Genomic DNA, 22,133 nt, shown 5'->3' on the forward strand with positions numbered 1-22,133 from the left:
GGTAAGTGTCGCTTTTCTTTAAATATAACTTGGGTCACTGGAAAAGCTTAAGTTCTTCAGTGGCCTCCTCCCTATCCAGGGAGCTTTTTATTGTGCAGAAATCTTATAAGTGCGATATTGTCCATCGCTGCCGATCTCCAGCGCATTAAGCTGCTGTCCATATGCGCAGCCGCCGTCGATACCGATTTTACCATCTCCAAACCAAATATCGGCAGATCCTTGAATTTCAAATGTTCTCGTATGCCCGAAAACGACCGTTTTATCCGCCACCGTTGGCTGCTGCAGGAATCTTTCTTTAATGTACATAAAATCTTCGTCCGGCTGCTCCTTCCAGTCCGAGTAGCTGGGGTTAAGGCCTGCGTGAACATAAATATGACGGCTGTCTTCCGCATACAAGGGAAGCTGCTCCAGCCAAGAAATATGGTGCTCATAATGCTCAGCAATAAAGGATGCCGCTGTACGGGCCGTTTGCACATCAATTTCATCTAGAGGACAATCTAGCCCCAGGTAACTCTTTATCGCTGCCTTTCCGCCATACATCAGAAATTTCTGAATTACATGATGATTACCAAGTCGCACTAAATCAATCAACCGTTGATCGTGATTCCCTCTTAGTGCAATGACATTATGCTGTTCGGCCAGCTGAATTAAACGCTCCACGACCTCTTTGCTGTGAAGGCCGCGATCCACATAATCACCAATAACAATTAATTGATCCTGATCAGGTTGATAACCAGCCAAATCAAGAAGGTCATTAAATTCTGTTATACATCCATGGATATCGCTAATTACAATGGTTCGCTTCATGTCCTAACTCCTGCTCTTTCGCTTTGTTACATGATTCAGTTGACTACCTTAATACAACGCCTAACCTATTTCTAAATTTCCTAATACGATCGTTACTGCTTCACCTGTCATGAACACTCGGTCACCCTCGACCCGAACCAGCAATTCTCCGCCTCGGGCAGATGCCTGATAAGCACGCAGCTCGTCTTTACGCAGACGCTTCTGCCAATAAGGTGCAAGAGCACAATGTGCCGAACCCGTTACGGGATCTTCGTTGATCCCCGAAGCCGGAAAGAACGCTCTTGATACGAAATCATACGCGGTATTGAACATGCCGCTGGAACGGCTTGTGACAATGATCCCTCTAGCTGGAACACGAGCAAGCAGCCCATAGTCCGGCTTAAGCGTCCTTACCGTCTCTTCACTGTCCACTTCCACAAGAAAATCCATTCGGTTACGGCCCGCGAAGCGCGGAATAAGCCCCAATCCGTGCAAAAGCTCTTCCGGAGCCGTGGTTTGTTTGACCGGTTCAGCAGGGAAATTTAATGTAATGCTGCCATTCTCCGAACGCTGAGCAGTTAATAGTCCGCTCCGGGTATGAAACCGAGGAGCCTGATCAAGCTGAATATGGCCATTCGTCCACAAATAATGGGCACTAGCAAGTGTTGCATGTCCGCATAAATCCACTTCTGTCGTTGGTGTAAACCAGCGCAGCGTGTAGCTGCCTTCCTCCAATGGCACCAGAAAGGCTGTCTCGGGCAGATTCATTTCTTCTGCCACCTGCTGCATCCATTGCTCCTCTGCTTCCCGATCAAGCAAACAGACGGCTGCCGGATTGCCTTTAAACGGCGCAGAAGTAAAAGCATCAATGATTGCCATTGGTAATGACATTTATATAACCCCCTGTTCCAGCCATATTGGAAATGAATAGAAGAAAAGCCCTCGAGATCAATGATCTTGAGGGCTTCTCCAAAAGCATAATGCGCGTAGAGGGACTTGAACCCCCACGGTCGCCCGCTAGATCCTAAGTCTAGTGCGTCTGCCAATTCCGCCATACGCGCGCATTTCGTAACGAACAATTGTATTTCTTGTCCGTTTCAATAATATAGCATGGATTCGGGACATTTGCAACTGAATTTATTAATTTTTATTATTTTTTTGAGATTCATCCTTTAAGACATGCTCAAGCTCAGAGAGATGCTTAATAATCGCTAATGGCTCATGTGTCGTAAGCGGCTCTACTCCCTTCGGATTGAACCAAATCGCATGAAGTCCTGCATTCAATGCACCGACAATATCTGCTGACCAGGAGTCCCCGACGAATACAGTTTCCTCAGCTCGATAACCAATTTGCTTCAATGTAAGATCAAAAATAGCCGGATCAGGCTTACCCACTCCTACGTCCGAAGACACAATTACCGTATTCAGAGGAAAAAATTCACTTAATCCTAGACGTGCCAGCTTCTCTCGAGCAGTATCATTTGCCCCATTCGTGATGATTCCAACTGCATACTGTTCAGTGATTCGTTGAAGAACAGCCCGTACTTTAACATCAGCTTGCATCTGAGATAAACTAGTCTCGATGAAAGCCTGCGTAAAGGAATCGAATGCTTCATCGAGCAGCGTTTCACCGAATTGCTCCAAGGTCTCCTGCAGCCGAAGCCGTCGATACTGTTGAAAAGTCAGCTCTCCGCATACGGTTTTGCTCCAATGCATTTCACTATAGCGGTTAAACAAGCTGCATATCCGTTTCTGTTCGTATCCGCTTGTAAGAGGGTGGGATTGAAAGACGGACTCTACGGTGAGCTGCCAATTCCGTTCAAAGTCATACAGAGTATCATCCACATCAAAGAGAACCAGTTTTATGCCTTTCATACTCCCGGGTGCTCCTTCCAGCAAATAATGCAAGTATACATCCATAAACAATGTGAGCAATTAGCCACAACAGCAGCGCCCGGCCATCGAAAATCGAAGGCACCCGGACTGAGACAAGTGTAAGCGGAATCCATATGCAGCCAGCTGCCAAGCCTAGAACGATACCAACTAGAAACCGATATCCGGTATAAGATACTGCGACCAGATAAATAATGCCGAGCGGGATGGAGACAGCAAGATGGAGAGCTAACTCCACTGCTTCCGGCAGCCGCTTCGGCATAAAAGCTACAAAATCAATATTCAACAAAAGTGTATATACAAGCTCACTGGTTAACTTTTGCGCACCCTTAAGAATGAAGGCCAGAACAATTCCTGACGTAAGTCCCGCTAGGGCTCCTCGTATGAGTAGGCCAGGCGCCATTGATCGGTTAACTTTTTGCAGGCTTCGCAGCTCCTTTACTCCGGTTGACAATTATAATGCCCAAGCTGACAAGCATCAGAGGGCCAATACAGCCAATGTTAGCGGTTCGGATAGAAATATGGCGGACTGAAATACGCCAAATACGGGAATGAGAAACAAGTACATGGAGACACTGCCCACTTGATTATATTTCATAACATTGTTCCACAGCATGAAACCTACTGCTGAAACGACTGCCAGATGCAGCAGCATCAGCATAGATGGCCAGTCAAACAGAAATGGAAACAAGCTTGATTTCCAACTAGATATCGCGCATAACAGAATTCCGCCAAGCACCATCTGATAGCCATTAATATAAGGAATACTATAAGCTCCAGCCGCGCGGCGCGAGAGTAAATTGGCACAAGCATTAAAGAAAGACGCACACATCAGCAGCACCTCCCCGATTGAGAAAATCGGGCCACTTCCCCCTCTATGCTTGGCTAATCCAAGCACCAGCAGACCAGTAAATCCGACCAGTAACCCGAGTGCCACAGTACCGGATAATCGGTCATTCTTATAGAAAAAATGGGCCAGCAGAATTTAAAAGAATGATATCGTCCCCGCAATGACGGCTCCCGCAACGCCAGTGCTCATCGACAATCCTGCATAAAAAAAGCGAGGCACCGACAATGCCAAAGGGATGTGTAAAAAATCGGGCTGCTGTCATTAGATGTCATGTTCTCCTTCTTGTTCGTAAGCAGCGCCATTCATACCCATAATGTATAGAGTGAAGCGAGCTTGCCATTAATTTTCTAAGATTGGGATGAGTAAATCAACGGGTTCCTCTTCCAAATGTTCATCAATGAAGAATATCTCCAAGGAAACTGCATTTTCCCTTTTATATAGCTTTTGCTCATTCATCCATGCTGCTAAGGTCTCGTAACCTTCACCAATTCGTTTGTTTGTACAGGTCACCATTGCATAAGTGCGCTCAGGAATTGTAAATTGAACCATTCCTTTGGGCACTGCATCCATATGCGGAACTTCAAAGCAAGCCCAGTAGGTGGCAAATACTTCGTTTCCAAAATAAGGGCTATAAAGCACCGAAGACTTTAACTCCACATTAAGCTCATGCTTTCTGGAGAGAAACTCGGTCTGCAATAGAATGGCTTCATCCGGAAACGTCGAATACGGACCGCAATAGCTGATACCAACCATGTTTAAAGCTGGCTTCGTAATCAATGTACAGTTATCCATTGCGAACGACCCCCTAAAAGTTTTTGTGAGGCATTGCCTAAGTGAACCGTCGTCGGTACATCCAACAAAAACTGCTTCGAAAGCAAATACGATCGGCTGACACGGTACGTTCCAGTTGAGTGACCAATTTCAGTTTATCATGTTCACAACTTGTAGGGTAACTTTTCTTTTAGGTAAAACTCATTTCTAAAGATGCTTTCAAAAAAAGACAGCGCCTCGGATGGACATCTGTCTTGCTCACTTAATTTGCTGTACAGAAGCCCTACGATCAAGCCATAATCGACGGGCTCCGGCCTGATCGGCAAGATCATCAGCCGTAAAGCGCATGCACCGGTTTGTGAAGAACCGCCTTCCCTGGAACGTTGAATGAACACGAGGTACTCTTCTAATAATATGCCATGATTCAGTCACTCTTGACCTTAATGATTACACAAAAAGGCTGCATCGATCAGATTATCAATTTGTTAGCTTTCCATTGAGCGATACACGCAAAAAACCTCCAACCCCCTTCTACTAAGAAGGCAGGTTGAGAGGTTTAGAGGTTTATTGGATTAAGCTTGATGCCTTTTCTCTTATCTATGAAACTACCGTCTAATTAGATTATGCGGGTCGATAACGAACTTCTTCGACGCACCTCTATCAAACTCGCTGTAAGCAGCAGGAGCTTGATCAATTGAGATCAAGGTTGCGTTAACGGCTTTGGCAATTTGAGCCTTGCCGCTCAAAATAGCAGTCATGAGCTCCCGATGATACTGCATGACCGGTGTTTGTCCAGTGACGAAGGTATGGGATTTGGCCCAGCCAAGCCCAAACCGGATTTTTAATGTCCCAATTTTAGCATCCTCATCCACCGCACCAGGATCACCTGTTACATAGAGTCCCGGAATACCAAGCTTACCGCCGGCACGAGTGACTTCCATGATCGAATTCAATACGGTAGCCGGGGCTTCACCATGTGAATGCCCATGACCGTGAGCTTCGAAGCCTACACAGTCAATTGCACAATCCACTTCAGGTACGCCTAGTATTTGATCGATTTGCTCCGCTAGATTCGGATGCTCTCTCAAATTGACCGTTTCACAGCCAAAGCTTCTTGCCTGTGCCAGACGCTCGCTGTTAAGATCTCCAACAATCACCACCGCTGCTCCAAGCAGCTGCGCGGAGTGGGCCGCTGCAAGCCCAACAGGTCCAGCGCCTGCCACATAAACCGTCGAACCCGGCTTAACGCCGGCACTGACAGCACCGTGGTAACCAGTCGGGAAGATATCCGAAAGCATCGTCAGATCAAGAATTTTCTCCATCGCGCGATCTTTGTCCGGGAATTTCAACAGCTGGAAGTCTGCATAAGGCACCATTACATATTCAGACTGCCCGCCGACCCAGCCGCCCATGTCGACATAACCATAAGCCGAGCCCGGACGGTCTGGATTAACGTTACTGCAAACATTCGTGTTCCGTTCCTTACAGTTGCGACAACGGCCGCATGCAATATTGAACGGTACGGAAACCAAATCACCTTTTTTTATAAATTCAACATCACGGCCAACCTCGATAACTTCACCTGTAATTTCATGACCGAGAACGAGTCCGCTTGGAGCCGTTGTGCGTCCGCGCACCATATGCTGGTCACTACCGCAAATATTAGTGGTTACGACCTTGAGAATAACACCGTGCTCACATTTTCTACCGACATTCAAAGGATTGACACCTGGGCCATCCCGCAAAATAAGATCCGGGTAAGAAATATCCCGCACCTCTACTTTTCCTGATTCTACATAGACAACCGCGCGATTTCCAGCCATTCATTGCCCACTCCCTTAGTAAGGTTTGGTTATTCAGATGCTCTATGAATCTCTTATTATTGTAATCGCTTCCACAAAGAAAATCCATGTTAAAATAAAAATAAGCCTTTAGTTGTGATTTCCGGGATTTGTTTGTTCCAGCATGTGTACGCCAGCAAGCGAAGCCTTCAGAAGACCCATTCCGATCTCGGGATGCAATTGAAAGAGCTTCCCCGTGCGAGAAACGCCACTCGTTCCGGAGGTCATCGTTAGCCCTACTTCTAGCTCCTATTTATTCTGATGAAATGGCTAAAGTACCATTCCAATCAGCAGCTTATTAATCTTCTTTAAAAAGTAATCGAATCAATAATTACCCCTGAAACTGTCAGCCTGCCATTCGATGGCTTGACTGTCTCCAATCGGACCGGCAATGATTTTTATAGACAATCCATGGTCGAAAACAATATATACCCAATTGTTAGCTTGAGGATCCGACGCAATCATTTCTCTTGCCTGCATCACATACCCTTTTGCATCCGTCATCTGTCCGATGCTATCCAGATAGGTCACTACTTTTTGGACGAGCTCTTCATTTTCTGAAATCGCCAGCAGCCGCTCCCGATCGAAAGAATGCTGAAATAGATGTTTTATTTCCTCCTGATCATCGAACCATTTCATTTCCCTGCATCGTCCCGGCATTGGATTAACCACCTTTCAGATATTAAGCTTTCCCATATCCAGCATGCTTCTCATCGTAAGTTGATGCAGCCCAAATGAATAATCCTGTCCCCATTCGCTGATTTCAAGAGCAGGCACGTTTTCTTCCGGCACATAATGAGCGCTTCTTTGTTGAATATCCAGAAGCGTGGATGGAGCTAAATAAGTGCCCGAAAAAATAACTTTATGAGGATTAATAGTCGCCGCTAAAGTCGCTACCAAGCGGCTCATGGCATCGATAAAATCGAGATGCCCTTCATTCGGTGACGCTGCTTCTAATGATCCTTGAAACGCCTGAAGAAAACTCGTCTTATCATAGAGAGGCAGCAAGGATACTTCCCCCGAAAACGAAGTGCTGCCTCTTACCACCTCACCGTTCATGATTACCCCGGCACCTATGCCCCTGTTTCCAAGGTATACATAAACGATAGACAAGTTTTTATCATTGAATAGACGGTCATGATAGCCATAAACGGCTGTATTCACATCATTTTCCGCATGAACATGAATGGAAAATTCAGCTTCATAATAAGTTTTGAAATCAAAGTTTTTGAAATTATCAAACGAAGGAATATAAGAGGCACGCCCTTTATTAACCGCCCCGGGGACACCGAATGTCAGCGTATACAAATTAGAATGAGCTCTCACGTAATCGTCGATTTGTCCTGTTAGCTGCTTAGGACCATCCGATAAAACACCTGGCAGTGTTGAATGTTCAATGATCTCACCTACATAATTAATAAGCGTATACGCGGTGAAATCCTTCTCTAAGCATATCGCCAAACCAAACCGAAAGTCCGGATTCAATCTGTATTCTTTGGGCCGTCGTCCTCCGCTGGACAAGCCAAGCCCGTTCAATAAAACTTCCCCTTGATCATTCATTTCATCCAATGTTTTGCTGATTGTGGGAAAACTAATGCCGGTCTTCTGAGCAATTTCTGCTGTTGTTGAAATGATATTCGTGTGGAGCGCAAGTCGAATATGCTGACGAATCACTTCGCCCATGGTTTTGGGGGTAATAGAGGAAAGGTCGATTGTGCTCACCGCCGCAACTTATTAAAGTTCTTTAATTACTACTCGAGCTTATCACATTCAGAAGATTAATTTCAAGCTCGTTTTCTAAAGCTTATTCTGCACAAGCTGTTAGCCGCGCAAGAAAAAGCTGTGTTTACCTCTGCTCAAAGAACCGTAAACGCAGCTTTTGTTCTGTTAGCTATCTCGTTATGCCCGCAGCCGCTTACGCATCCATCTGATTTGTCCGCGATGGTTAATTTCATCCTCCAGCACATGAAACCACATGAAATAATAATTCGCCTGCTTCTTATGCCAGAATTCCTCCTCCTGAAACAGCCAATCATCATCCACGCGTCTGAATAATTGATGGGAACGATTGCGTACCTCTTCCATTTGCCTCAGGTAATAATTCAGTTCATGACCTTTAATGGCCCGCCTGCCCTCCTCCCCCAGATCCAGAGCTGGCCCCCATTTCGCAATTTCTTCCTTCGTTAGTTCACGCTGCTCGAAGGTCTCTACCTGATATGCGTACTCCAAAGCAGCAAAATGAAGCAGTAGAGCACCGATGGTGTTGCTGTTCGCATCTACCGGTTCGTCCAGCTGCTGCATGCTTAGACCTTTAACGGCCATCAATGTCGTATGTCTGGCATAGTTCATCATTGATAATAAATAGCTCACTTGAGGGGTGTAGCCTTCTATTCCAGTTACCAGATAAAGCTGGTTCGGGTCCACATTCATCGCATTCCCTCCCTATTCATAGCATTATTTTACATTCCCATAGAAATCAGCACAAGACGGGATTTAACGAGAAAAAGGCGCTGATCATCAAGTAGACGACCAACGCCTTTCTATTCATTTGGAATCGTCATTGCGCGCTATCGACTCCGTTCGACTTATTCTCCTGCAGTCATCTTACACAAAAAAAGAGCTCTCTTCGAGAGCCCTACTCAATCCTTAAGCATTTTATTTACCCTATTGACCTTCACATTAATGTCAGGGATTATGATGATATTGAAAGTCATACGGAAGGAGATCAGCAGACGTGAAAATCGGCGAGCTATCAGAGAAAAGCGGCGTCAGCGTTCGGTCGCTGCGGTATTACGAACAGCAAGGCCTGCTGCAGCCAGGACGGCTGATGAACGGCTACCGAATGTACCATCCCTTTGCCGTGGAGCAGGTGAAGACGATCCAATTCTACATCTCGCTGGGTCTGTCCACGGAGCAAATCTCCAGTTTTCTGCATTGTGTCATGGTGAACAAGGAATCCTTTTGCACGGAAATTATGCCGATTTATCAACAAAAGCTGGCAGAGGTAGATGCGCAGATCGCCATGCTTACCTCGATAAAGTCCAATCTGGAAGATCGCATTCGGTACATGAGAGAAGAATCAGAAGCTGTTCAGAAAAAGGAGGATGACAAATGATTCAAGAAGTAAGCGAGGCTGAACTCCAGGAGCATATCCGTACAACGGGCGTGCCTCTCATTGAATTCGGTACACTCTGGTGCCCGCCATGCCGGACGCTGCTGCCAATTTTAGATGAGCTGGCTAATGATCTGTCTGATGAAGCTGTGACCATTATTCAGATTAACTGCGATTCTTCGCCGCATGCCGCAGCTGCACATGGTGTTATGAGCACGCCGACTGTCGTACTGTATAAAGACGGGCAAGCTGTCGATAAGCTAGTCGGCCTTCGCCCGAAAGGCATCTACAAGAGCCTCATCGACCAGCACTTAATTGAAGCGGATCGCAGTTAACACTGCGATCCGCTAGTTAAGCTAAGAATCATCCCTTGGAATCAGATTTCGCCGTTCTTGATTCAAGCAAGCGGCGAAACTTCAAATAGCTGGCGATTCGCCAAGGCAGAATATACGCGGCAGCTACCAAGAAGAATAGAGCGGTCAGCTCATTTGGATCCAGATTGGATAAATAATCGCGAAGCACGAGCCGGAAGATGAGCAAACCAACGAAAGATATGATGAATCCTGTGCTTTTCTTCGCGTAGATCTGTCCATCCGCACGAAGCTCATAGTTAGTGGTCAGAATTAACGGGATCGATAATACGATTCCTGTTCCGACTGCAAGCACAATCTCACGTATCGTAAGATGCAGCTCAGGGTTTGCAAACATCAGTACTGCTGGAATGAGAAAAAGCAGCGGAAGCAGCATTTTCAACCCTTTTCCTTGAATCGGCCTGGATACTGCTCTCGTTCTTCTCCAGATAATCAGCGCTGCGGCTGCCAGCACAATGGGGATCGTTTGTATTTGCAAGTTCTATTCTCCTCCAATAACGGGAAACTGATCGAACTTAAGTCAAATTCACGTTCTCATAATGCTCAACTGTAGGGAACGGATCATAGTAGTCATGCAGCAGTTTCTTCCACTCCTGATATTCCGGCGATTGACGGAATCCGGTTGTATGATCCTCAAGCGTCTCCCACCAGACAAGCAGAATATATTGGTTATTTCGTTCGAGGCAATGCTGAAGCTCGTGCCTGATATATCCCTGCATGGAGGAAATGATAGCCGAAGCCTGTTTAAAGGTGGACACAAACGTATCGTTTCGTTCAGGCTTGACCTGCAGAATCGCAACTTCCAATATCATCTGACTCTCTCCTTCGGGCTCGATTGCTGTACTGTTTCAAGCCATAAACCTACACCTTGCCGCTGTATACTTCCGTTTTGTAGTGGAATGTTACTTGTCCATTCTGTTGATGCTTATGAAAGATCGCTTCCAGCTTTGCCAGGAAAGCTTCATGATGCTCCGTCCCAGGAGGAGGGGTGTAGGAAGAGGATAAGGCACGGCCTATTAAACCGGCCAGATCGAATTTTTGCTCATTGGCAAATTCATTTCGTTCATACTGACCATCACGGAAAAATGCAGCAAACTGCTCATGTCCGAGCAGACGATGATCCACGATCGTGTAATCCACGGCAGATTGCTTCAAAAGCTGCTCATATTCGGTTGCAAAAGCATCTGCTTCCGAAAGCCGTCTGTTCCAGACAAGCGCAGCAATCCCTCCCGGCTTCAACATACGACTGAACTCGAGCCGCGTCGGCTCGATATCAAACCAATGAAAGGCCTGCGCGGATACAATGCAATCGACGGAGTTGCCCGGCAGCGTCGCAGCTTCAGCCGTACCGTTGATCGAGACAAAAGATTTATATTTGCTTAAGGCTTTCTCCGCTGCTTCACGCATCTCTTTGTTTGGTTCAACCGCAAACACCCGGTACCCGCGATCCAGCAAAATCCGGGTAAAAATCCCCGTTCCTGAGCCCACATCAGCGATGACCGCATTTTCCTTCAGTCCGGCTTTAGCGGCAATGTGGTTCACAGCCTCCGTTGGATAGCTTGGACGATATTGCACGTACATCTCCACACGGTTCGAGAAGCGATTGGTACTGTCCATTGTGAATCCCCTTTCTTGGTTAAGCCTTCCTGACAACTTTAACCGCGCTTACGCTCCAGCGCATACAGCTCTTCTTCAAGCGACATGCTTTTTTGAACGACCACTTGCCTCGCATCCTCAATGGCTTTGTTATAGACGAAAGGAGCAATCTCACGCAGCATGAAGTCAACGATTTGCTCTGCACCGATTTGGCCGAGCGTTTCGGATCGTTCATCTTCGAAGAAAGCAATCAGACTATCCATAATCTGTTCTTTCTGCTCACGCGGCAGTTTAATGGGGATCATGGCACTGCCTCCTTTTCAATTAATGCCTAATCGGTTACAGTAAGCAACAACCTCTTCGTAGGATAAGCCGCCGCCAAAAATATCAAGCGCGCTGCCGATTGTAATATCCAGCTTGCCGTCAGTCAGCCGGTTAAACAGCTCCAGATCCTCGAAGGATCTCGCTCCCCCTGCATAGGTAGTCGGAATCGTTACCCACTGAGCCAGCTGAGAGACTAAGCTTTCTAATATGCCGGTTCTCTTGCCTTCCACATCCACGGCATGAACGAGAAATTCGCTGCAGTAACGCTCAAGCTCACGCAAATTCGCTTCGTTCACCTCGAAATTACTGAATGTTTTCCATTGATTCGTCACGACAAACCATTTGCCGTCCCGCTGCTTGCAGCTTAGATCAATAACGAGCTTGTCCTTCCCTACTGCTGCAAAAATCTTCTCCAAATTCTCACGGTTAAGCTCGCCGTCGCGGAAAATAAACGAAGTGACGATAACCTGGGATGCTCCGGCTTCCAAATATCGTGCAGCGTTATCGGCTGTGATTCCGCCTCCGATTTGCAGGCCTCCCGGATATTCCTGCAGCGCGCGCAGCGCAGCTTCCTCATTGCCGCCTCCAAGCATGATAACATGTCCGCCTGTCAGCTGATCTCTCTGGAACATGGATGCGTAATAAGCGGAATCATGCTCGGATACGAAGTTTTCGACCACCTTCTGGTCATTGCTGCCCAGAGTTTCGCCAACAATTTGTTTAACTTTTCCATGATGCAGATCAATACAAGGTCTGAATTTCATGCGATCTCCTCTTCTTTCTGAAACCGTGATTGTAAAAAAGCAGCTACGCCGTGCTCCTGATTCGACAGCAGCAAGCCTGTCGACGCCCGGATGACAGACGGATGCGCATTTTATACGGCGTATTTCTCGTCTGCCGCCTCGAACATGCCCAAATCATTCAAATTATCGCCAAAGCAGATCAGCTGCTCCGCGTTCAAACACGCCATTCATAAAGCTAAGCGGCAGCTTAAAATGAATCTGCTCCAGAAGTCCCGCAGCCGAATTGTAAGATCGCGCTGTTGCGATCGTGAATTGCAATCCATCACGGACTTCCTCTCTACTCGGCCTTTATTCTCATCAATATCCAATAAACAAAATATCCGATCATCGCGCCGATTGTATTCAAGAGCACATCATCAATATCAAAGCTGCCCCGGCGGAGAATCAGCTGCAGGAACTCAATGATAAACAGCGCAGCGATAAACGATAACGTAAAGCGGATAACCCTTATTCCTATCAGATAAGGGATTGCAATGCCGAAGGGTACGAATACAGCAACATTACCCACAACATTAATGAACCAGGTCCGCATATCAAAATGATCCGCATGGTTCATGTACATTTTCAAAGTATGGAAGGGAATCACATTGTAGCTGTAACCCATAGCGATTCGGTTAGATCGCCCAAAACCCATAAACATCCAATAAAACAACAATAAGGTATAGGATATCGTGATGATTGCAGCTAGCTTTCTCATACGAATTTCTCTTCACCTGCCTGTTTACTTACCAGCTTCGATCAGCATTCTTCAGGATTTTCTGATAAACCACAATATCAAGCCAGCGTTCAAATTTATAGCCCACCTCTTTATAATGCGAAACCTTCTCGTAGCCAAGCTTCGTAAACATGCGAACGCTGCCTTCATTCTCCGAGCAAATCGTAGCGATAAGGGAATGAAAGTTCAGCTCACGCGCCACATCTTCAATAAATGCCAATGAAGGCCGGCCAATCCCTTTGCCCGTACAGCTTGGTTCAAGGTAGATCGTAATCTCTCCGGTAACATTAAACGCAGGTTTCTTTTTATGCTGTGTAATCAGCATATAGCCGGCGTAAGCATCGTTTGCAAGTATGACATAGGTTCGGTATAGGGAGCTAAGCGGCATGATTAATTGCGTCATTTGTTCAGGCGTATAGGGCTCGAGGTCAAATGAAATCGTCGTATGCTCAACGTAATAATTATAGGTCTTGCGAACCTCTTCTAAAAAAACGGAGGAATACTCCACAAACTTCAGATTGTTCATGCTGCTCTGCACCTCATCATTACTTTGCTCCCATCAGACAAAATCTAACATCTATCAACAACGTTTGCTAATGTCTTCACTTACTAATTTAGTTGTATTATACATCGTTAACCAGGTTTATAAAAAAGAGATACAGGGTGAGGTACCCTTCTCTAGCTATCTTATGAAAATCAGCGTAAAACTTATGTGAGTGAATTTACTAATGCGGGAATGTCATCGCATTATTTTGGGATAGAGTTTAATTATACCACGGTTCAGTATGAGCTTCCGCAAATGATCCGAGCTGTCGTTATTGGCAGCAGTCCGAACGAACCCTACTGGCAACCAACGAGGTGAATACCTTCATTTCTTATTCATCCCATTTTTCAATGCTGTAAACCTTCGCTTCCTTCTTGTTGTCATCTTCCTTGACGGTATAAATATATTTGTATTCATTGATTTCAGAATCTCTGTTCGTATAACGAATTTCAATATTCTCGATGATATAAAATTTATATACGCCGTTCGTTTTCTGGATGTTCATAATTTGATACTTAATGAGTTTCTCTTTGATTTTGATGTCATTGAGCCGTTTAACCAAGGCCTGCTGCTGTTTATAGAGTGGCCCTTCAGGATCAAGCAAGCCTTCTACCAGCGAGAAACGGTTCTTATTTATAGCCTCTATAATGGATTCCTCATAGGAAATCATAGTTTTCTGCGCAATATCCTCACTCATGACATTATCACTTTTGTCGCTGTCGTTAATTTGCACATTAGCACAAGCAGACAGCAGCTGAAGCAGGCAAACGAATGTACAGAGCAGTACAATTCTGTGTAATTTTGAATTCTTAACAAACATTCATGTACCTCCAAGCCTTTCTAGTAAAGCTACCGGCAGTCTGATCTTAATTATAGCGCCGGATCAGTTTCGTTTCAAAAAAAGTTTAACGGCTTCGAAAAACAAGCCCCCATTATGCAGCAGCGGCAGATCACCGAGCCAGCTGCTTAATCCTTCTGATGAAATAATATACGCCCACGCCTGCTCCTGCGTTATCGGCAGTGTTCTTCTTACTCCGATGATGGCAATAGGTTGGCTGTTACTCATGTTTATAGATTCGAGTTCTATCGCCATTAAATGAATATCCATATCCGATGAAAACCCAGTCATTATTCTCGTAATAGGTATCTAAATCGGTACACAGGTAGAGCTGATTATATCCGGCTTGCTTTGCTTGCTTGATGGCGTGATTTTGCAGCTCAGTTCCAAGCTTTCTTCCCCTAAACTCTGGTGCTACATACAAGCATGCAAACCAAGGCTCCAGGTCTTGCCTGCTGTTCATATCACTTCGCAGCAAAGCGCAGCTGCCTACGATTGCATCGCCATCCAGAGCGATATAGAATCGGGGCAGCAGGCTATCTGTGATACAGGACAGCTCCATGCAATCTCGATAGAAATTAGCGTTCATTTCACTTCCCCACTGTTGAACAAAATATTTCACAGCCGCTTCAAACTGATCGTTTCGGTCTCTAATATTATGAATTTGAATCATGCAATAATCCTCCGGTTAACCAGCAGCTTAAGCATGGTTTTTAATAATCATGGTTATCTCTGTTGTGACCTCGTCTATTTGATCAAATAATGGCATCTCTCGCTCCTCCCCGGGTAAGGATTCGCTTGAAGCTTATGAATGTTAGCCGCCGCAGTCGGTGGGGGGTCGGCGTTCATCTGCTTTCACTCCTGTTTGGTTTGGAATTAAGCCTGGTTGGCGAACTTCATTCGGATCATCGAGAAATTCACCGTAGAAGCAAGTATAGAATCTCTTAGAGGCAGAAGCGATGGAGTGATTCGGAATTCGATTCCGAGCGAAGTTATTGCGGAAATAAGATCATCGATCCGATCGATCGAAATTGGTTTTACCGTTTGAGTGGATGTATAGTAGCCTGCGTTAGTATCATACAAATCGAAGTTCTCCGGATTAAAGGTGTATCGGTAGATATGCGCCGTTCCGATCCTCTTCAGCCATCCTGCTTCTACAGCAATGAGATGATCCGTCTTGGAGTGACCGAAGAATTGCCGTCTGTCTTCTTCCGTCGTACTCTCTTGAGGCCAAACACATACTCTGGGACAATCTCTCGGAAGAAAATAATGCGGGGCGTGAAACTCATCCACAGCCCATACCATAGCGGGTTCATTCAGCCTATATTCCAACTGTCTGGGTTCAAATATGGCGATACTCGGATCCTCACTGAAGTGAAACAATTTCACTAAACCAACAACCCTTCCTCTTCATATATCTCCCTAGCGACCTGCCGATCCATTTATAGGATCCAGTAAATCCGCGGCCCTATTTGGCTGTATCTAGAACAAAAAAAGAGCATCGGCAATTCAGTTATCTGCCAAGCTCTTATCTGGTTCTACTATATCACGAATTACAATTGCTGGTAAATGCTTCTTTATCCTTGTTAGCCTATATGCACCCTTGACATGAGCAATCCACAGCCCATTGGAGCGCCGAACAAGAATTCAAAGAAAACAAACAAAATCATAACTTTACGGCATCGTCACCTCCTGCTCAAGTTCACTAAGATTAAGTTACAAGGCCAAGCTGTAAGAAGGCAGAAATCCATCACCATACAAGGAGTGAATAACATGAGTAACAAACAAGCCTATGAAGAAACGCTTGCCCACGTAGAGAAGCACTCAAGTCCATCAGAGCTCCGTATTACCGATATTCGTTTCACCGACATCGTTGGCGGCCCATTCCACAGCAGCTTGATCAAAGTGTATACCAACCAGGGATTAGTCGGCTTTGGCGAAGTTCGTGACGGTGCAGATAAGGTATACGCGCAAATGGCCAAAAGCCGGCTTCTGGGAGAGAACCCGTGTAATATCGACAAGCTGTTTCGCCGGATTAAGCAGTTTGGCGGTCATTCCCGTCAAGGCGGCGGTGTAAGCGGACTGGAGATTGCGCTGTGGGATCTTGCAGGCAAAGCTTATGGAGTGCCCATCTATCAAATGCTTGTAGGCAAATTCCGCGACAAAATTCGGATGTACTGCGATACGGAAGTCGTCGGTAAGGATACGGGTACGGCAATGGGAGAAGCGCTGAAGAAACGCATGGACGCCGGCTTCACTTTTCTGAAGATGGATCTTGGCATCGGACAAATCATCAATCAGCCCGGGACCCTCAGCGCACCGCTGGGCTTTCTCGAAGAAATGTGGGAAAAGTCAAAAAACCGCTACAACCAGAACTTCGACGGCATGACCGCTGACCAAATCCGTGATATCACGAACCGCCATTATGATATTTACAACATCCCTCATCCTTTCACAGGCATACACGTAACAGAAAAAGGCCTTGATATCCTGGAGCAGTATGTAGCTGACGTTCGAGCGGTTATTGGCTATCAGGTCCCCCTCGCCATCGATCACTTCGGCCATATCGGCCTTGAGGATTGTATCAAGCTTGGCCGCCGCGTAGAGAAATTCAACCTGGCCTGGATGGAAGATATGATTCCATGGCAGTATACGGAGCAGTATGCGAAATTGGCGCGTGCGGTGACGACTCCGATATGTACCGGCGAGGATATCTATTTGAAGGAAAATTTCCGGCCGCTGCTCGAAGCTGGCGGGGTCTCCGTCATCCATCCTGACGTGCTGACAACAGGCGGCATTCTGGAGACCAAGAAAATCGGGGATATGGCGCAGGATTACGGCGTTGCCATGGCGATTCATATGGCGGAGAGCCCTATTGCCTGTCTGGCGGCCGCCCATGTTGCCGCAGCCACCGAGAATTTCCTCGCTCTTGAGTATCATTCCTGCGAAGTGGAATGGTGGGATGATATTATTATCAGCAGCAAGCTGCCGAAGAAGCTGGTGCAGAGCGGGTTCATCACCATGACGGATGCACCCGGTCTCGGGATAGACGATCTCAATGATGAGGTGCTGGCACAGCATCTGCATCCTGATATTCCGGGTTTATGGGAGCCGACAGACAATTGGAATACGTTTTATTCCAATGACCGTCTTTGGAGCTGAGGGCACTCAATCGCAAGAAGGCATATAAGCGCTAATAAAATAGAACCTGCGGCCGCTCCTTATTAAAGGGAACACCGCAGGTTCTTTTCTGTTATCGGGCATACTTTCTGATCATGAGAAGAAGCAGCATGCATCGCATTCCGCCTCCGCTTCGTTACCCCGCTGAAGCCGCGGCTGCCTCCATCAGTCCGCTGATATAGCCGACTCCATAGAGTCTGCCCAGCAGCTCGTACCCCGGGTTATCGTTATCCTCGCCCGCCATTGTCGGCACATGATCCGGTCTTGCAGGCCCTTTAAAACCAACCTCGTAATACGTTCTCATCGCTTCGAGCATATCGGTTTTACCATCATCATGGAAAGTTTCTTCAAATTTCTCCGGTGTTCCGCGCACATCCCGGAAATGGACGAAGAACAGCTTACCCTGTCTGGCAAAATCGCGAATGACACGGGGAATGTCATCTCCAGCCGTTGCCAAGGTGCCTTGGCAAAGCGTGATGCCATTATAGGCACTCGGCACCAAATCAATCGCACGCTGCAGAGCAGCTGCGCTGCGGAGAATGCGGGAGACACCGCGTATCGGTGTAATCGGCGGTTCATCCGGATGAAGCGCCAGCTTAACCTTAGCTTCCTCCGCGACCGGTACGATCCGTTCCATGAAATAATGCAGGTTCTCCCAAAGCTGTTCCTCCGTCACAATGCCTGCATCCGTAAGCGGGGCATCCTTCATCAGTTCCGACGCGCATCGGCCGGGCGATTTGTCTTCCTGGAGATCTTTGGGGCTGACCCGCGGCATTCCGTTTATTTGCCGACTGATTCCCGGTATTCCGTCGGTGATTGGCTGGGTAGACAGCTATGTACCGCCTGCGTTATGGCGCAATATGTTTGGCCTTGACGGTTATTCCGCTGAGTCAAAACGCGCAGGGAATCGCATTCGAATTTTCCGTAAGCGCTAACATAATTGGTGTTGGCAAGCAGCCTTTTCTCCGTTCCGATAAGCAATCGGACTGTCAGCTCATACATATTCTTAATATCAATCGGTCCATTCTCGAGCAGGCCATTATAAAATTCATTGACAGCCTCTTCAATTTCTGAGGTGGAGTCTGCCGCTTTTAGGGATTCAAGCAGTTCTTTCTCCTTGTCCTCAGGATAATCGCTCAAGGTTACATACCGGCTAAGCTCACTGTAGTAGATAATTTGTCCTGTTCCCCGATAAAATTTGTTTTGCAGCGCCCGGGAAGCTTGTCTGTACGACTGATTCACGTCACAAAGATGACTGCATGGCTTACCTACGCCAATATTGACCGGAAGGCTGAATTGCTGACTCAGCATACGCTGAATCGCTCCCAGAAACTCCTTGGATACCCATGAGAATAACAACCCGATCCTGTTCTGGTCATCCCTAAACACAACGCTTCCGCCAGATACCTGCTGCTGCAAATAATCCCGCATTCTCTCGATATGGAGAACTTTTTCATGTTCGTCATCATAGGGGGTTATCGGCTCCAGAAGTGCCAGCGCCGGATAAGTATAATAGGGATTCAAATTCAGGCGGAGCAAATTTTCCTTCAAATTCGCGCTCTTATTCTTACGCCCCAGAACAAGATCCTGAAGAAACCGGTCTCTCATCCAAGTCAAGATCACATCATCTTTAAACAATAGCCCTTCGCTCAGCAGGCTCCATTTCCCCTTTATGAAAAGATGTATAACAGGGTGGACACTACATGAAGCTAATCAATTTCAAGCATTTTATAAGCGTGCATATGCTCGATGAAAGCTGCCTCAACCGCATCCGCATCTCCCGAGCGCAGGGCATCAATGAGCAGGAGATGCCAATCAGCGAGCACATTGGTCGTATAATGACGGTTGGATATCGCCATGAAACGCATGACTTTAGTGCGCATATGGTTCCACAGCTCCAGCACGGCCTGATTATCACATCGTTTATAGAAGAAACCGTGGAAATCCATATCCAGCTCCAAAATGCTCAGAAATTCGTTACGTTTGTTGGCTTTATCCATCTCGCAGATGATGTTATTTAAATAGATATAGTCCTCTTCAGTTAATAACGGCATCGATTGTTTGACGGCAAACCCTTCGATAATTTCGCGAAGTGCGAATATATCCTTGATTTCCTTGGCTGTAATCGTAGAAACGACCGAGCCCTTGTTGGGAACGCCGGTAATTAAAGCCTCCTGCTTCAATCGTTCCAATGCCTCGCGAACCGGAGCTTGGCTGATCTGAAATTTACCGGCAATCTCTGTGACGATAAGCCGGGTACCCGGCTGAAGATCACCTTCAAGAATTCCCTTCTTCAAATCCGCATAAACATGTTCACTAATCGAGTTGATTGGATAGTTCGCCTGACTGTCACGTATAGCTTTCACTGCCCCTCTCAAGATTATCGATTATCGATAATCTTATGCCCAGCTTTATTATAGATGCTGCTGCTACCGGAGACAACCGTTTTTATTGGCGATTTTTGTCTTTTTGTGGCGATTCAGGTGAGAAAAACGGCTGCACCGCCAATGGATGACAGCACAGCCGTTTCTTTTTGGATAGGAGCATGACCGATTAGCCTGTTGACGGGCTGTTTGGCACATGTCCTTTCTGGTTTTTGTTCTCCGAGGTGGAGCCCGCCACATGATCTTCCGCCTGCATGGAGCTTGTCTCCAGGGCCTGGTTTCTTGCGTCAATGGACTGCTTTTTCTTGCGAGCCATAGCACTGACCTCCCATTCCTGTGATCACCCTGATCTCTCAAGGCTGTTATAGGTTAACCAAGAATGGAGAAATTAACAATTTCCGGATATCTATGCTAAGGCTCTTCCCTTCGGTAGACGCAGCAAAATCGTTCAACGCCCGGATACTTTTCACCGAGACTTGTAATCAGAAACCCGGTCCGCCGGTAGAAGTTTACTGCATCCTTATCGGTTTCCGCCGCTAGCTCGGTAAGGCTAAGCTTCTCTACGATCTCTTCAAGCATTTCTTTGCCCAGCCCTTGATTACGATAGCCCTGTTTAACTGAAATATGCTTTAGCTCAGCTTTGCCGGGTGACAAAAGAGCAATACCAATGAGACCGACTAATTGATTATTCATCATTTTACCCAGTAAAATTCGCGAATCGTCACTTCTATAGTTCCGGTATTCGTTCTCTAATCGCTCATTATCCGGCCACATGCATTCGGCTAATAAATTCATTACCTCCCCAGAATGATGATACCCCTTCAGATCAATCATAACGGGTCTCCGTTTTGCTCAGCGATAATCTTAAGCAGCTCTAATGGTTGAGCGAGCTTACGAAACCCGCTTTGTATATAGGTGTTGAACCAGAACGCATGATAGGGTCTGAGGCCAGCGTCAGCTGCTCCCTCTAATTCCGAGGAACCTCCGTCCCCGACGAACCAGACTTCTTCCGGAGCTGCTCCCAGCTTCTCACATGACAATAAGTAAATTTCCTTGTCCGGCTTCGCAAATCCAACCTCGTAGGAGAAAATAACGTCATCGAACACTGCAGCAAGCTCGCTTTTGCCCCAATATCGGACTTCTTCTTCCGTACAATTACTGATCAGCCCAATCTTAATCTTCATGGCCTTAAGGGCGGCTAACAGCTCAAGAATGTCCGCACGGATTTGGCGGAAAGGCAAATTCTTCTCCGTGATTCTCTCCTGGTACAGACCGTCGATGACTGCATGATCAATCGGCAAATTTTGTACCGTTAAGATATCGCTCAGCACCGCATGATAATTCGGGTAATAACCTGTCATCCTTTTATGCTGTCTGCTTCCCCATTCTTGCTTAAACTCTTTATTGCTGATACCCAAAAGCGCCATATAGTCATAGCTGCGCTTGGAGATACGCTGATGATCAGAGAATTCCGTGATGAGGGTCTCGAATAGATCGAACAGAATCGCTTTGGGCATCAAGGGGTTCTCTCCTTATGTACGCATCCCTTTAACCTTCTCATGTTGTGGGCCAACCGGTAAAGCTCAGCAATATCATAGCGGTCAATGGCTTCAAATCTTCTTACAGCCTCCTCTATGGACACAATCTCGACTGCGACTACTTGTTCACCATCGGGCGGATTTAATGGAGCTCCGACGATATGAACCTCCCCATACCCTACTAATCGAATGAAATGAGGATGAGGAATGTGCGAGCGAAAAGGTCCCTCTGCAGCAGATTGACATTTAAAGTGGCCTATTCTTGTATAAGAAACAAGCTCTGCTCCAAGCTCCTCTTTCACTTCACGCTTTAGTGCATCCATATACGGTTCAGCTGGCTCTAATGTTCCGCCTGCAAGCTCCCATTTGCCGCTCTCAACCTGCATCATCACATAGCTGTCACCGACAACAGGGGCGATGCTGATATTGCTGATGAGCGATTCATCCGCAGCCTGCTCAGTGGTGAACTTCGCGGTGACTATATCCCAGTCAATTATTCCGGATAACGTTGGATAGTCGTCCGTGGTAATTAGGTTCAGATTTGCAAAATTTGCAAGCTTCTCCTTCATGAACGCATCACCATAATC

General features: G+C 46.5%; 33 protein-coding genes and 1 tRNA gene. 3 read left to right on the forward strand and 31 right to left on the reverse strand.

All coding sequences use genetic code 11. The features are described from left to right. Positions 1-87 precede the first annotated feature (87 nt). The 11 genes from ACFPYJ_RS30515 to ACFPYJ_RS30565 form a co-directional block, all read right to left on the reverse strand. Entirely contained in the window at positions 88-807 is a 720-nt protein-coding gene (locus ACFPYJ_RS30515) for a metallophosphoesterase family protein (protein ID WP_379192032.1), read from the reverse strand. A 60-nt stretch (positions 808-867) separates the two neighbouring features. Continuing rightward, positions 868-1,677: a PhzF family phenazine biosynthesis protein gene (locus ACFPYJ_RS30520; RefSeq protein WP_379192033.1), complete on the reverse strand. Its 810-nt coding sequence runs from the start codon at positions 1,675-1,677 to the stop codon at positions 868-870. 90 nt (positions 1,678-1,767) lie between these two features. Next, positions 1,768-1,847: transfer RNA gene (locus ACFPYJ_RS30525), tRNA-Leu, on the reverse strand. Positions 1,848-1,926: 79 nt separating this feature from the next. Further along, entirely contained in the window at positions 1,927-2,661 is a 735-nt protein-coding gene (locus ACFPYJ_RS30530; protein WP_379192034.1) for an HAD family hydrolase, read from the reverse strand. Then, entirely contained in the window at positions 2,633-3,133 is a 501-nt protein-coding gene (locus ACFPYJ_RS30535; protein ID WP_379192035.1) for a hypothetical protein, read from the reverse strand. The genes ACFPYJ_RS30530 and ACFPYJ_RS30535 overlap by 29 nt, the downstream gene beginning before the upstream one ends. A gap of 24 nt (positions 3,134-3,157) precedes the next feature. Beyond that, positions 3,158-3,616, reverse strand: coding sequence for an EamA family transporter (locus ACFPYJ_RS30540; protein WP_379192036.1), 459 nt, complete (start codon positions 3,614-3,616; stop codon positions 3,158-3,160). 252 nt (positions 3,617-3,868) lie between these two features. Continuing rightward, a complete protein-coding gene (locus tag ACFPYJ_RS30545; RefSeq protein ID WP_379192037.1) occupies positions 3,869-4,306 on the reverse strand; it encodes a GyrI-like domain-containing protein in 438 nt (145 codons plus the stop codon). Positions 4,307-4,905: 599 nt separating this feature from the next. Then, positions 4,906-6,123 carry a formaldehyde dehydrogenase, glutathione-independent gene (gene fdhA / locus ACFPYJ_RS30550; protein ID WP_379192038.1) on the reverse strand — a complete coding sequence of 406 codons (1,218 nt, stop codon included), beginning with the start codon at positions 6,121-6,123 and terminating at the stop codon, positions 4,906-4,908. A 342-nt stretch (positions 6,124-6,465) separates the two neighbouring features. Beyond that, positions 6,466-6,801 carry a hypothetical protein gene (locus ACFPYJ_RS30555; RefSeq protein WP_379192039.1) on the reverse strand — a complete coding sequence of 112 codons (336 nt, stop codon included), beginning with the start codon at positions 6,799-6,801 and terminating at the stop codon, positions 6,466-6,468. Positions 6,802-6,816: 15 nt separating this feature from the next. Next, the gene (locus tag ACFPYJ_RS30560) at positions 6,817-7,863 is read right to left on the reverse strand and encodes an ROK family transcriptional regulator (RefSeq protein ID WP_379192040.1); all 1,047 of its coding nucleotides are present in this window, start codon (positions 7,861-7,863) and stop codon (positions 6,817-6,819) included. A gap of 177 nt (positions 7,864-8,040) precedes the next feature. Further along, complete coding sequence (locus ACFPYJ_RS30565; protein WP_379192041.1) at positions 8,041-8,571, reverse strand: DinB family protein; 531 nt, start codon at positions 8,569-8,571, stop codon at positions 8,041-8,043. Positions 8,572-8,875: 304 nt separating this feature from the next. Here ACFPYJ_RS30565 and ACFPYJ_RS30570 point away from each other — a divergent pair, with 304 nt between their 5' ends. Both ACFPYJ_RS30570 and ACFPYJ_RS30575 read left to right on the forward strand, forming a co-directional pair. Continuing rightward, entirely contained in the window at positions 8,876-9,256 is a 381-nt protein-coding gene (locus ACFPYJ_RS30570) for a MerR family transcriptional regulator (RefSeq protein ID WP_379192042.1), read from the forward strand. Then, entirely contained in the window at positions 9,253-9,588 is a 336-nt protein-coding gene (locus tag ACFPYJ_RS30575) for a thioredoxin family protein (protein WP_379192043.1), read from the forward strand. The genes ACFPYJ_RS30570 and ACFPYJ_RS30575 overlap by 4 nt, the downstream gene beginning before the upstream one ends. A gap of 28 nt (positions 9,589-9,616) precedes the next feature. On the opposite strand, the gene ACFPYJ_RS30580 is transcribed toward ACFPYJ_RS30575, so the two are convergent. From ACFPYJ_RS30580 to ACFPYJ_RS30640, 13 genes are all read right to left on the reverse strand, one after another. After that, entirely contained in the window at positions 9,617-10,102 is a 486-nt protein-coding gene (locus ACFPYJ_RS30580; RefSeq protein ID WP_379192044.1) for a CcdC family protein, read from the reverse strand. 37 nt (positions 10,103-10,139) lie between these two features. Further along, positions 10,140-10,436: an antibiotic biosynthesis monooxygenase family protein gene (locus tag ACFPYJ_RS30585; RefSeq protein WP_379192045.1), complete on the reverse strand. Its 297-nt coding sequence runs from the start codon at positions 10,434-10,436 to the stop codon at positions 10,140-10,142. A gap of 49 nt (positions 10,437-10,485) precedes the next feature. After that, a complete protein-coding gene (locus ACFPYJ_RS30590; protein WP_379192046.1) occupies positions 10,486-11,241 on the reverse strand; it encodes a class I SAM-dependent methyltransferase in 756 nt (251 codons plus the stop codon). Positions 11,242-11,279: 38 nt separating this feature from the next. After that, a complete protein-coding gene (locus ACFPYJ_RS30595) occupies positions 11,280-11,525 on the reverse strand; it encodes a DUF2164 domain-containing protein (RefSeq protein WP_379192047.1) in 246 nt (81 codons plus the stop codon). 15 nt (positions 11,526-11,540) lie between these two features. Further along, the gene (gene hisA / locus ACFPYJ_RS30600) at positions 11,541-12,308 is read right to left on the reverse strand and encodes a phosphoribosylformimino-5-aminoimidazole carboxamide ribotide isomerase (RefSeq protein WP_379192048.1); all 768 of its coding nucleotides are present in this window, start codon (positions 12,306-12,308) and stop codon (positions 11,541-11,543) included. A gap of 110 nt (positions 12,309-12,418) precedes the next feature. Continuing rightward, positions 12,419-12,514, reverse strand: coding sequence for an HAD hydrolase family protein (locus tag ACFPYJ_RS30605; RefSeq protein WP_379192049.1), 96 nt, complete (start codon positions 12,512-12,514; stop codon positions 12,419-12,421). Next, positions 12,471-12,605 (reverse strand): hypothetical protein, encoded by a 135-nt coding sequence (locus ACFPYJ_RS30610; RefSeq protein WP_379192089.1) that lies wholly within the window; start codon positions 12,603-12,605, stop codon positions 12,471-12,473. Before ACFPYJ_RS30610 ends, ACFPYJ_RS30605 begins: the two co-directional genes overlap by 44 nt. A gap of 19 nt (positions 12,606-12,624) precedes the next feature. After that, positions 12,625-13,044 carry a VanZ family protein gene (locus tag ACFPYJ_RS30615; RefSeq protein WP_379192050.1) on the reverse strand — a complete coding sequence of 140 codons (420 nt, stop codon included), beginning with the start codon at positions 13,042-13,044 and terminating at the stop codon, positions 12,625-12,627. 28 nt (positions 13,045-13,072) lie between these two features. Next, positions 13,073-13,588 (reverse strand): GNAT family N-acetyltransferase, encoded by a 516-nt coding sequence (locus tag ACFPYJ_RS30620; protein WP_379192051.1) that lies wholly within the window; start codon positions 13,586-13,588, stop codon positions 13,073-13,075. Positions 13,589-13,937: 349 nt separating this feature from the next. After that, on the reverse strand, positions 13,938-14,426 hold the full coding sequence (locus ACFPYJ_RS30625) for a TcaA NTF2-like domain-containing protein (protein ID WP_379192052.1): 489 nt from the start codon (positions 14,424-14,426) through the stop codon (positions 13,938-13,940). A gap of 63 nt (positions 14,427-14,489) precedes the next feature. Then, positions 14,490-14,672 carry a hypothetical protein gene (locus tag ACFPYJ_RS30630; protein WP_379192053.1) on the reverse strand — a complete coding sequence of 61 codons (183 nt, stop codon included), beginning with the start codon at positions 14,670-14,672 and terminating at the stop codon, positions 14,490-14,492. Beyond that, positions 14,665-15,117 carry a GNAT family N-acetyltransferase gene (locus ACFPYJ_RS30635; protein WP_379192054.1) on the reverse strand — a complete coding sequence of 151 codons (453 nt, stop codon included), beginning with the start codon at positions 15,115-15,117 and terminating at the stop codon, positions 14,665-14,667. Before ACFPYJ_RS30635 ends, ACFPYJ_RS30630 begins: the two co-directional genes overlap by 8 nt. Before the next feature lie 203 nt (positions 15,118-15,320). Next, positions 15,321-15,833, reverse strand: a complete 513-nt coding sequence (locus tag ACFPYJ_RS30640; protein WP_379192055.1) for a DUF6886 family protein — start codon at positions 15,831-15,833, stop codon at positions 15,321-15,323. 384 nt (positions 15,834-16,217) lie between these two features. Between ACFPYJ_RS30640 and ACFPYJ_RS30645 the strand changes: the two genes are divergently transcribed. Continuing rightward, entirely contained in the window at positions 16,218-17,606 is a 1,389-nt protein-coding gene (locus tag ACFPYJ_RS30645) for a mandelate racemase/muconate lactonizing enzyme family protein (protein ID WP_379192056.1), read from the forward strand. Positions 17,607-17,760: 154 nt separating this feature from the next. On the opposite strand, the gene ACFPYJ_RS30650 is transcribed toward ACFPYJ_RS30645, so the two are convergent. The 7 genes from ACFPYJ_RS30650 to ACFPYJ_RS30680 form a co-directional block, all read right to left on the reverse strand. Further along, complete coding sequence (locus tag ACFPYJ_RS30650; RefSeq protein WP_379192057.1) at positions 17,761-18,399, reverse strand: mannonate dehydratase; 639 nt, start codon at positions 18,397-18,399, stop codon at positions 17,761-17,763. A 5-nt stretch (positions 18,400-18,404) separates the two neighbouring features. Next, on the reverse strand, positions 18,405-19,232 hold the full coding sequence (locus ACFPYJ_RS30655) for a PucR family transcriptional regulator (protein WP_379192087.1): 828 nt from the start codon (positions 19,230-19,232) through the stop codon (positions 18,405-18,407). A 101-nt stretch (positions 19,233-19,333) separates the two neighbouring features. Next, positions 19,334-19,990 carry a GntR family transcriptional regulator gene (locus tag ACFPYJ_RS30660; RefSeq protein WP_379192058.1) on the reverse strand — a complete coding sequence of 219 codons (657 nt, stop codon included), beginning with the start codon at positions 19,988-19,990 and terminating at the stop codon, positions 19,334-19,336. 187 nt (positions 19,991-20,177) lie between these two features. Further along, on the reverse strand, positions 20,178-20,324 hold the full coding sequence (locus ACFPYJ_RS30665; protein ID WP_379192059.1) for a hypothetical protein: 147 nt from the start codon (positions 20,322-20,324) through the stop codon (positions 20,178-20,180). A 95-nt stretch (positions 20,325-20,419) separates the two neighbouring features. Further along, positions 20,420-20,842 (reverse strand): GNAT family N-acetyltransferase, encoded by a 423-nt coding sequence (locus ACFPYJ_RS30670; RefSeq protein WP_379192060.1) that lies wholly within the window; start codon positions 20,840-20,842, stop codon positions 20,420-20,422. After that, positions 20,839-21,525: an HAD family hydrolase gene (locus tag ACFPYJ_RS30675; protein ID WP_379192061.1), complete on the reverse strand. Its 687-nt coding sequence runs from the start codon at positions 21,523-21,525 to the stop codon at positions 20,839-20,841. Before ACFPYJ_RS30675 ends, ACFPYJ_RS30670 begins: the two co-directional genes overlap by 4 nt. Next, positions 21,525-22,115: an NUDIX hydrolase gene (locus ACFPYJ_RS30680; RefSeq protein ID WP_379192062.1), complete on the reverse strand. Its 591-nt coding sequence runs from the start codon at positions 22,113-22,115 to the stop codon at positions 21,525-21,527. Before ACFPYJ_RS30680 ends, ACFPYJ_RS30675 begins: the two co-directional genes overlap by 1 nt. Positions 22,116-22,133: the final 18 nt, after the last annotated feature.

The sequence above is a fragment of the Paenibacillus solisilvae genome (assembly GCF_042656405.1).
Classification (GTDB): Bacteria; Bacillota; Bacilli; order Paenibacillales; family Paenibacillaceae; genus Paenibacillus_Z; species Paenibacillus_Z solisilvae.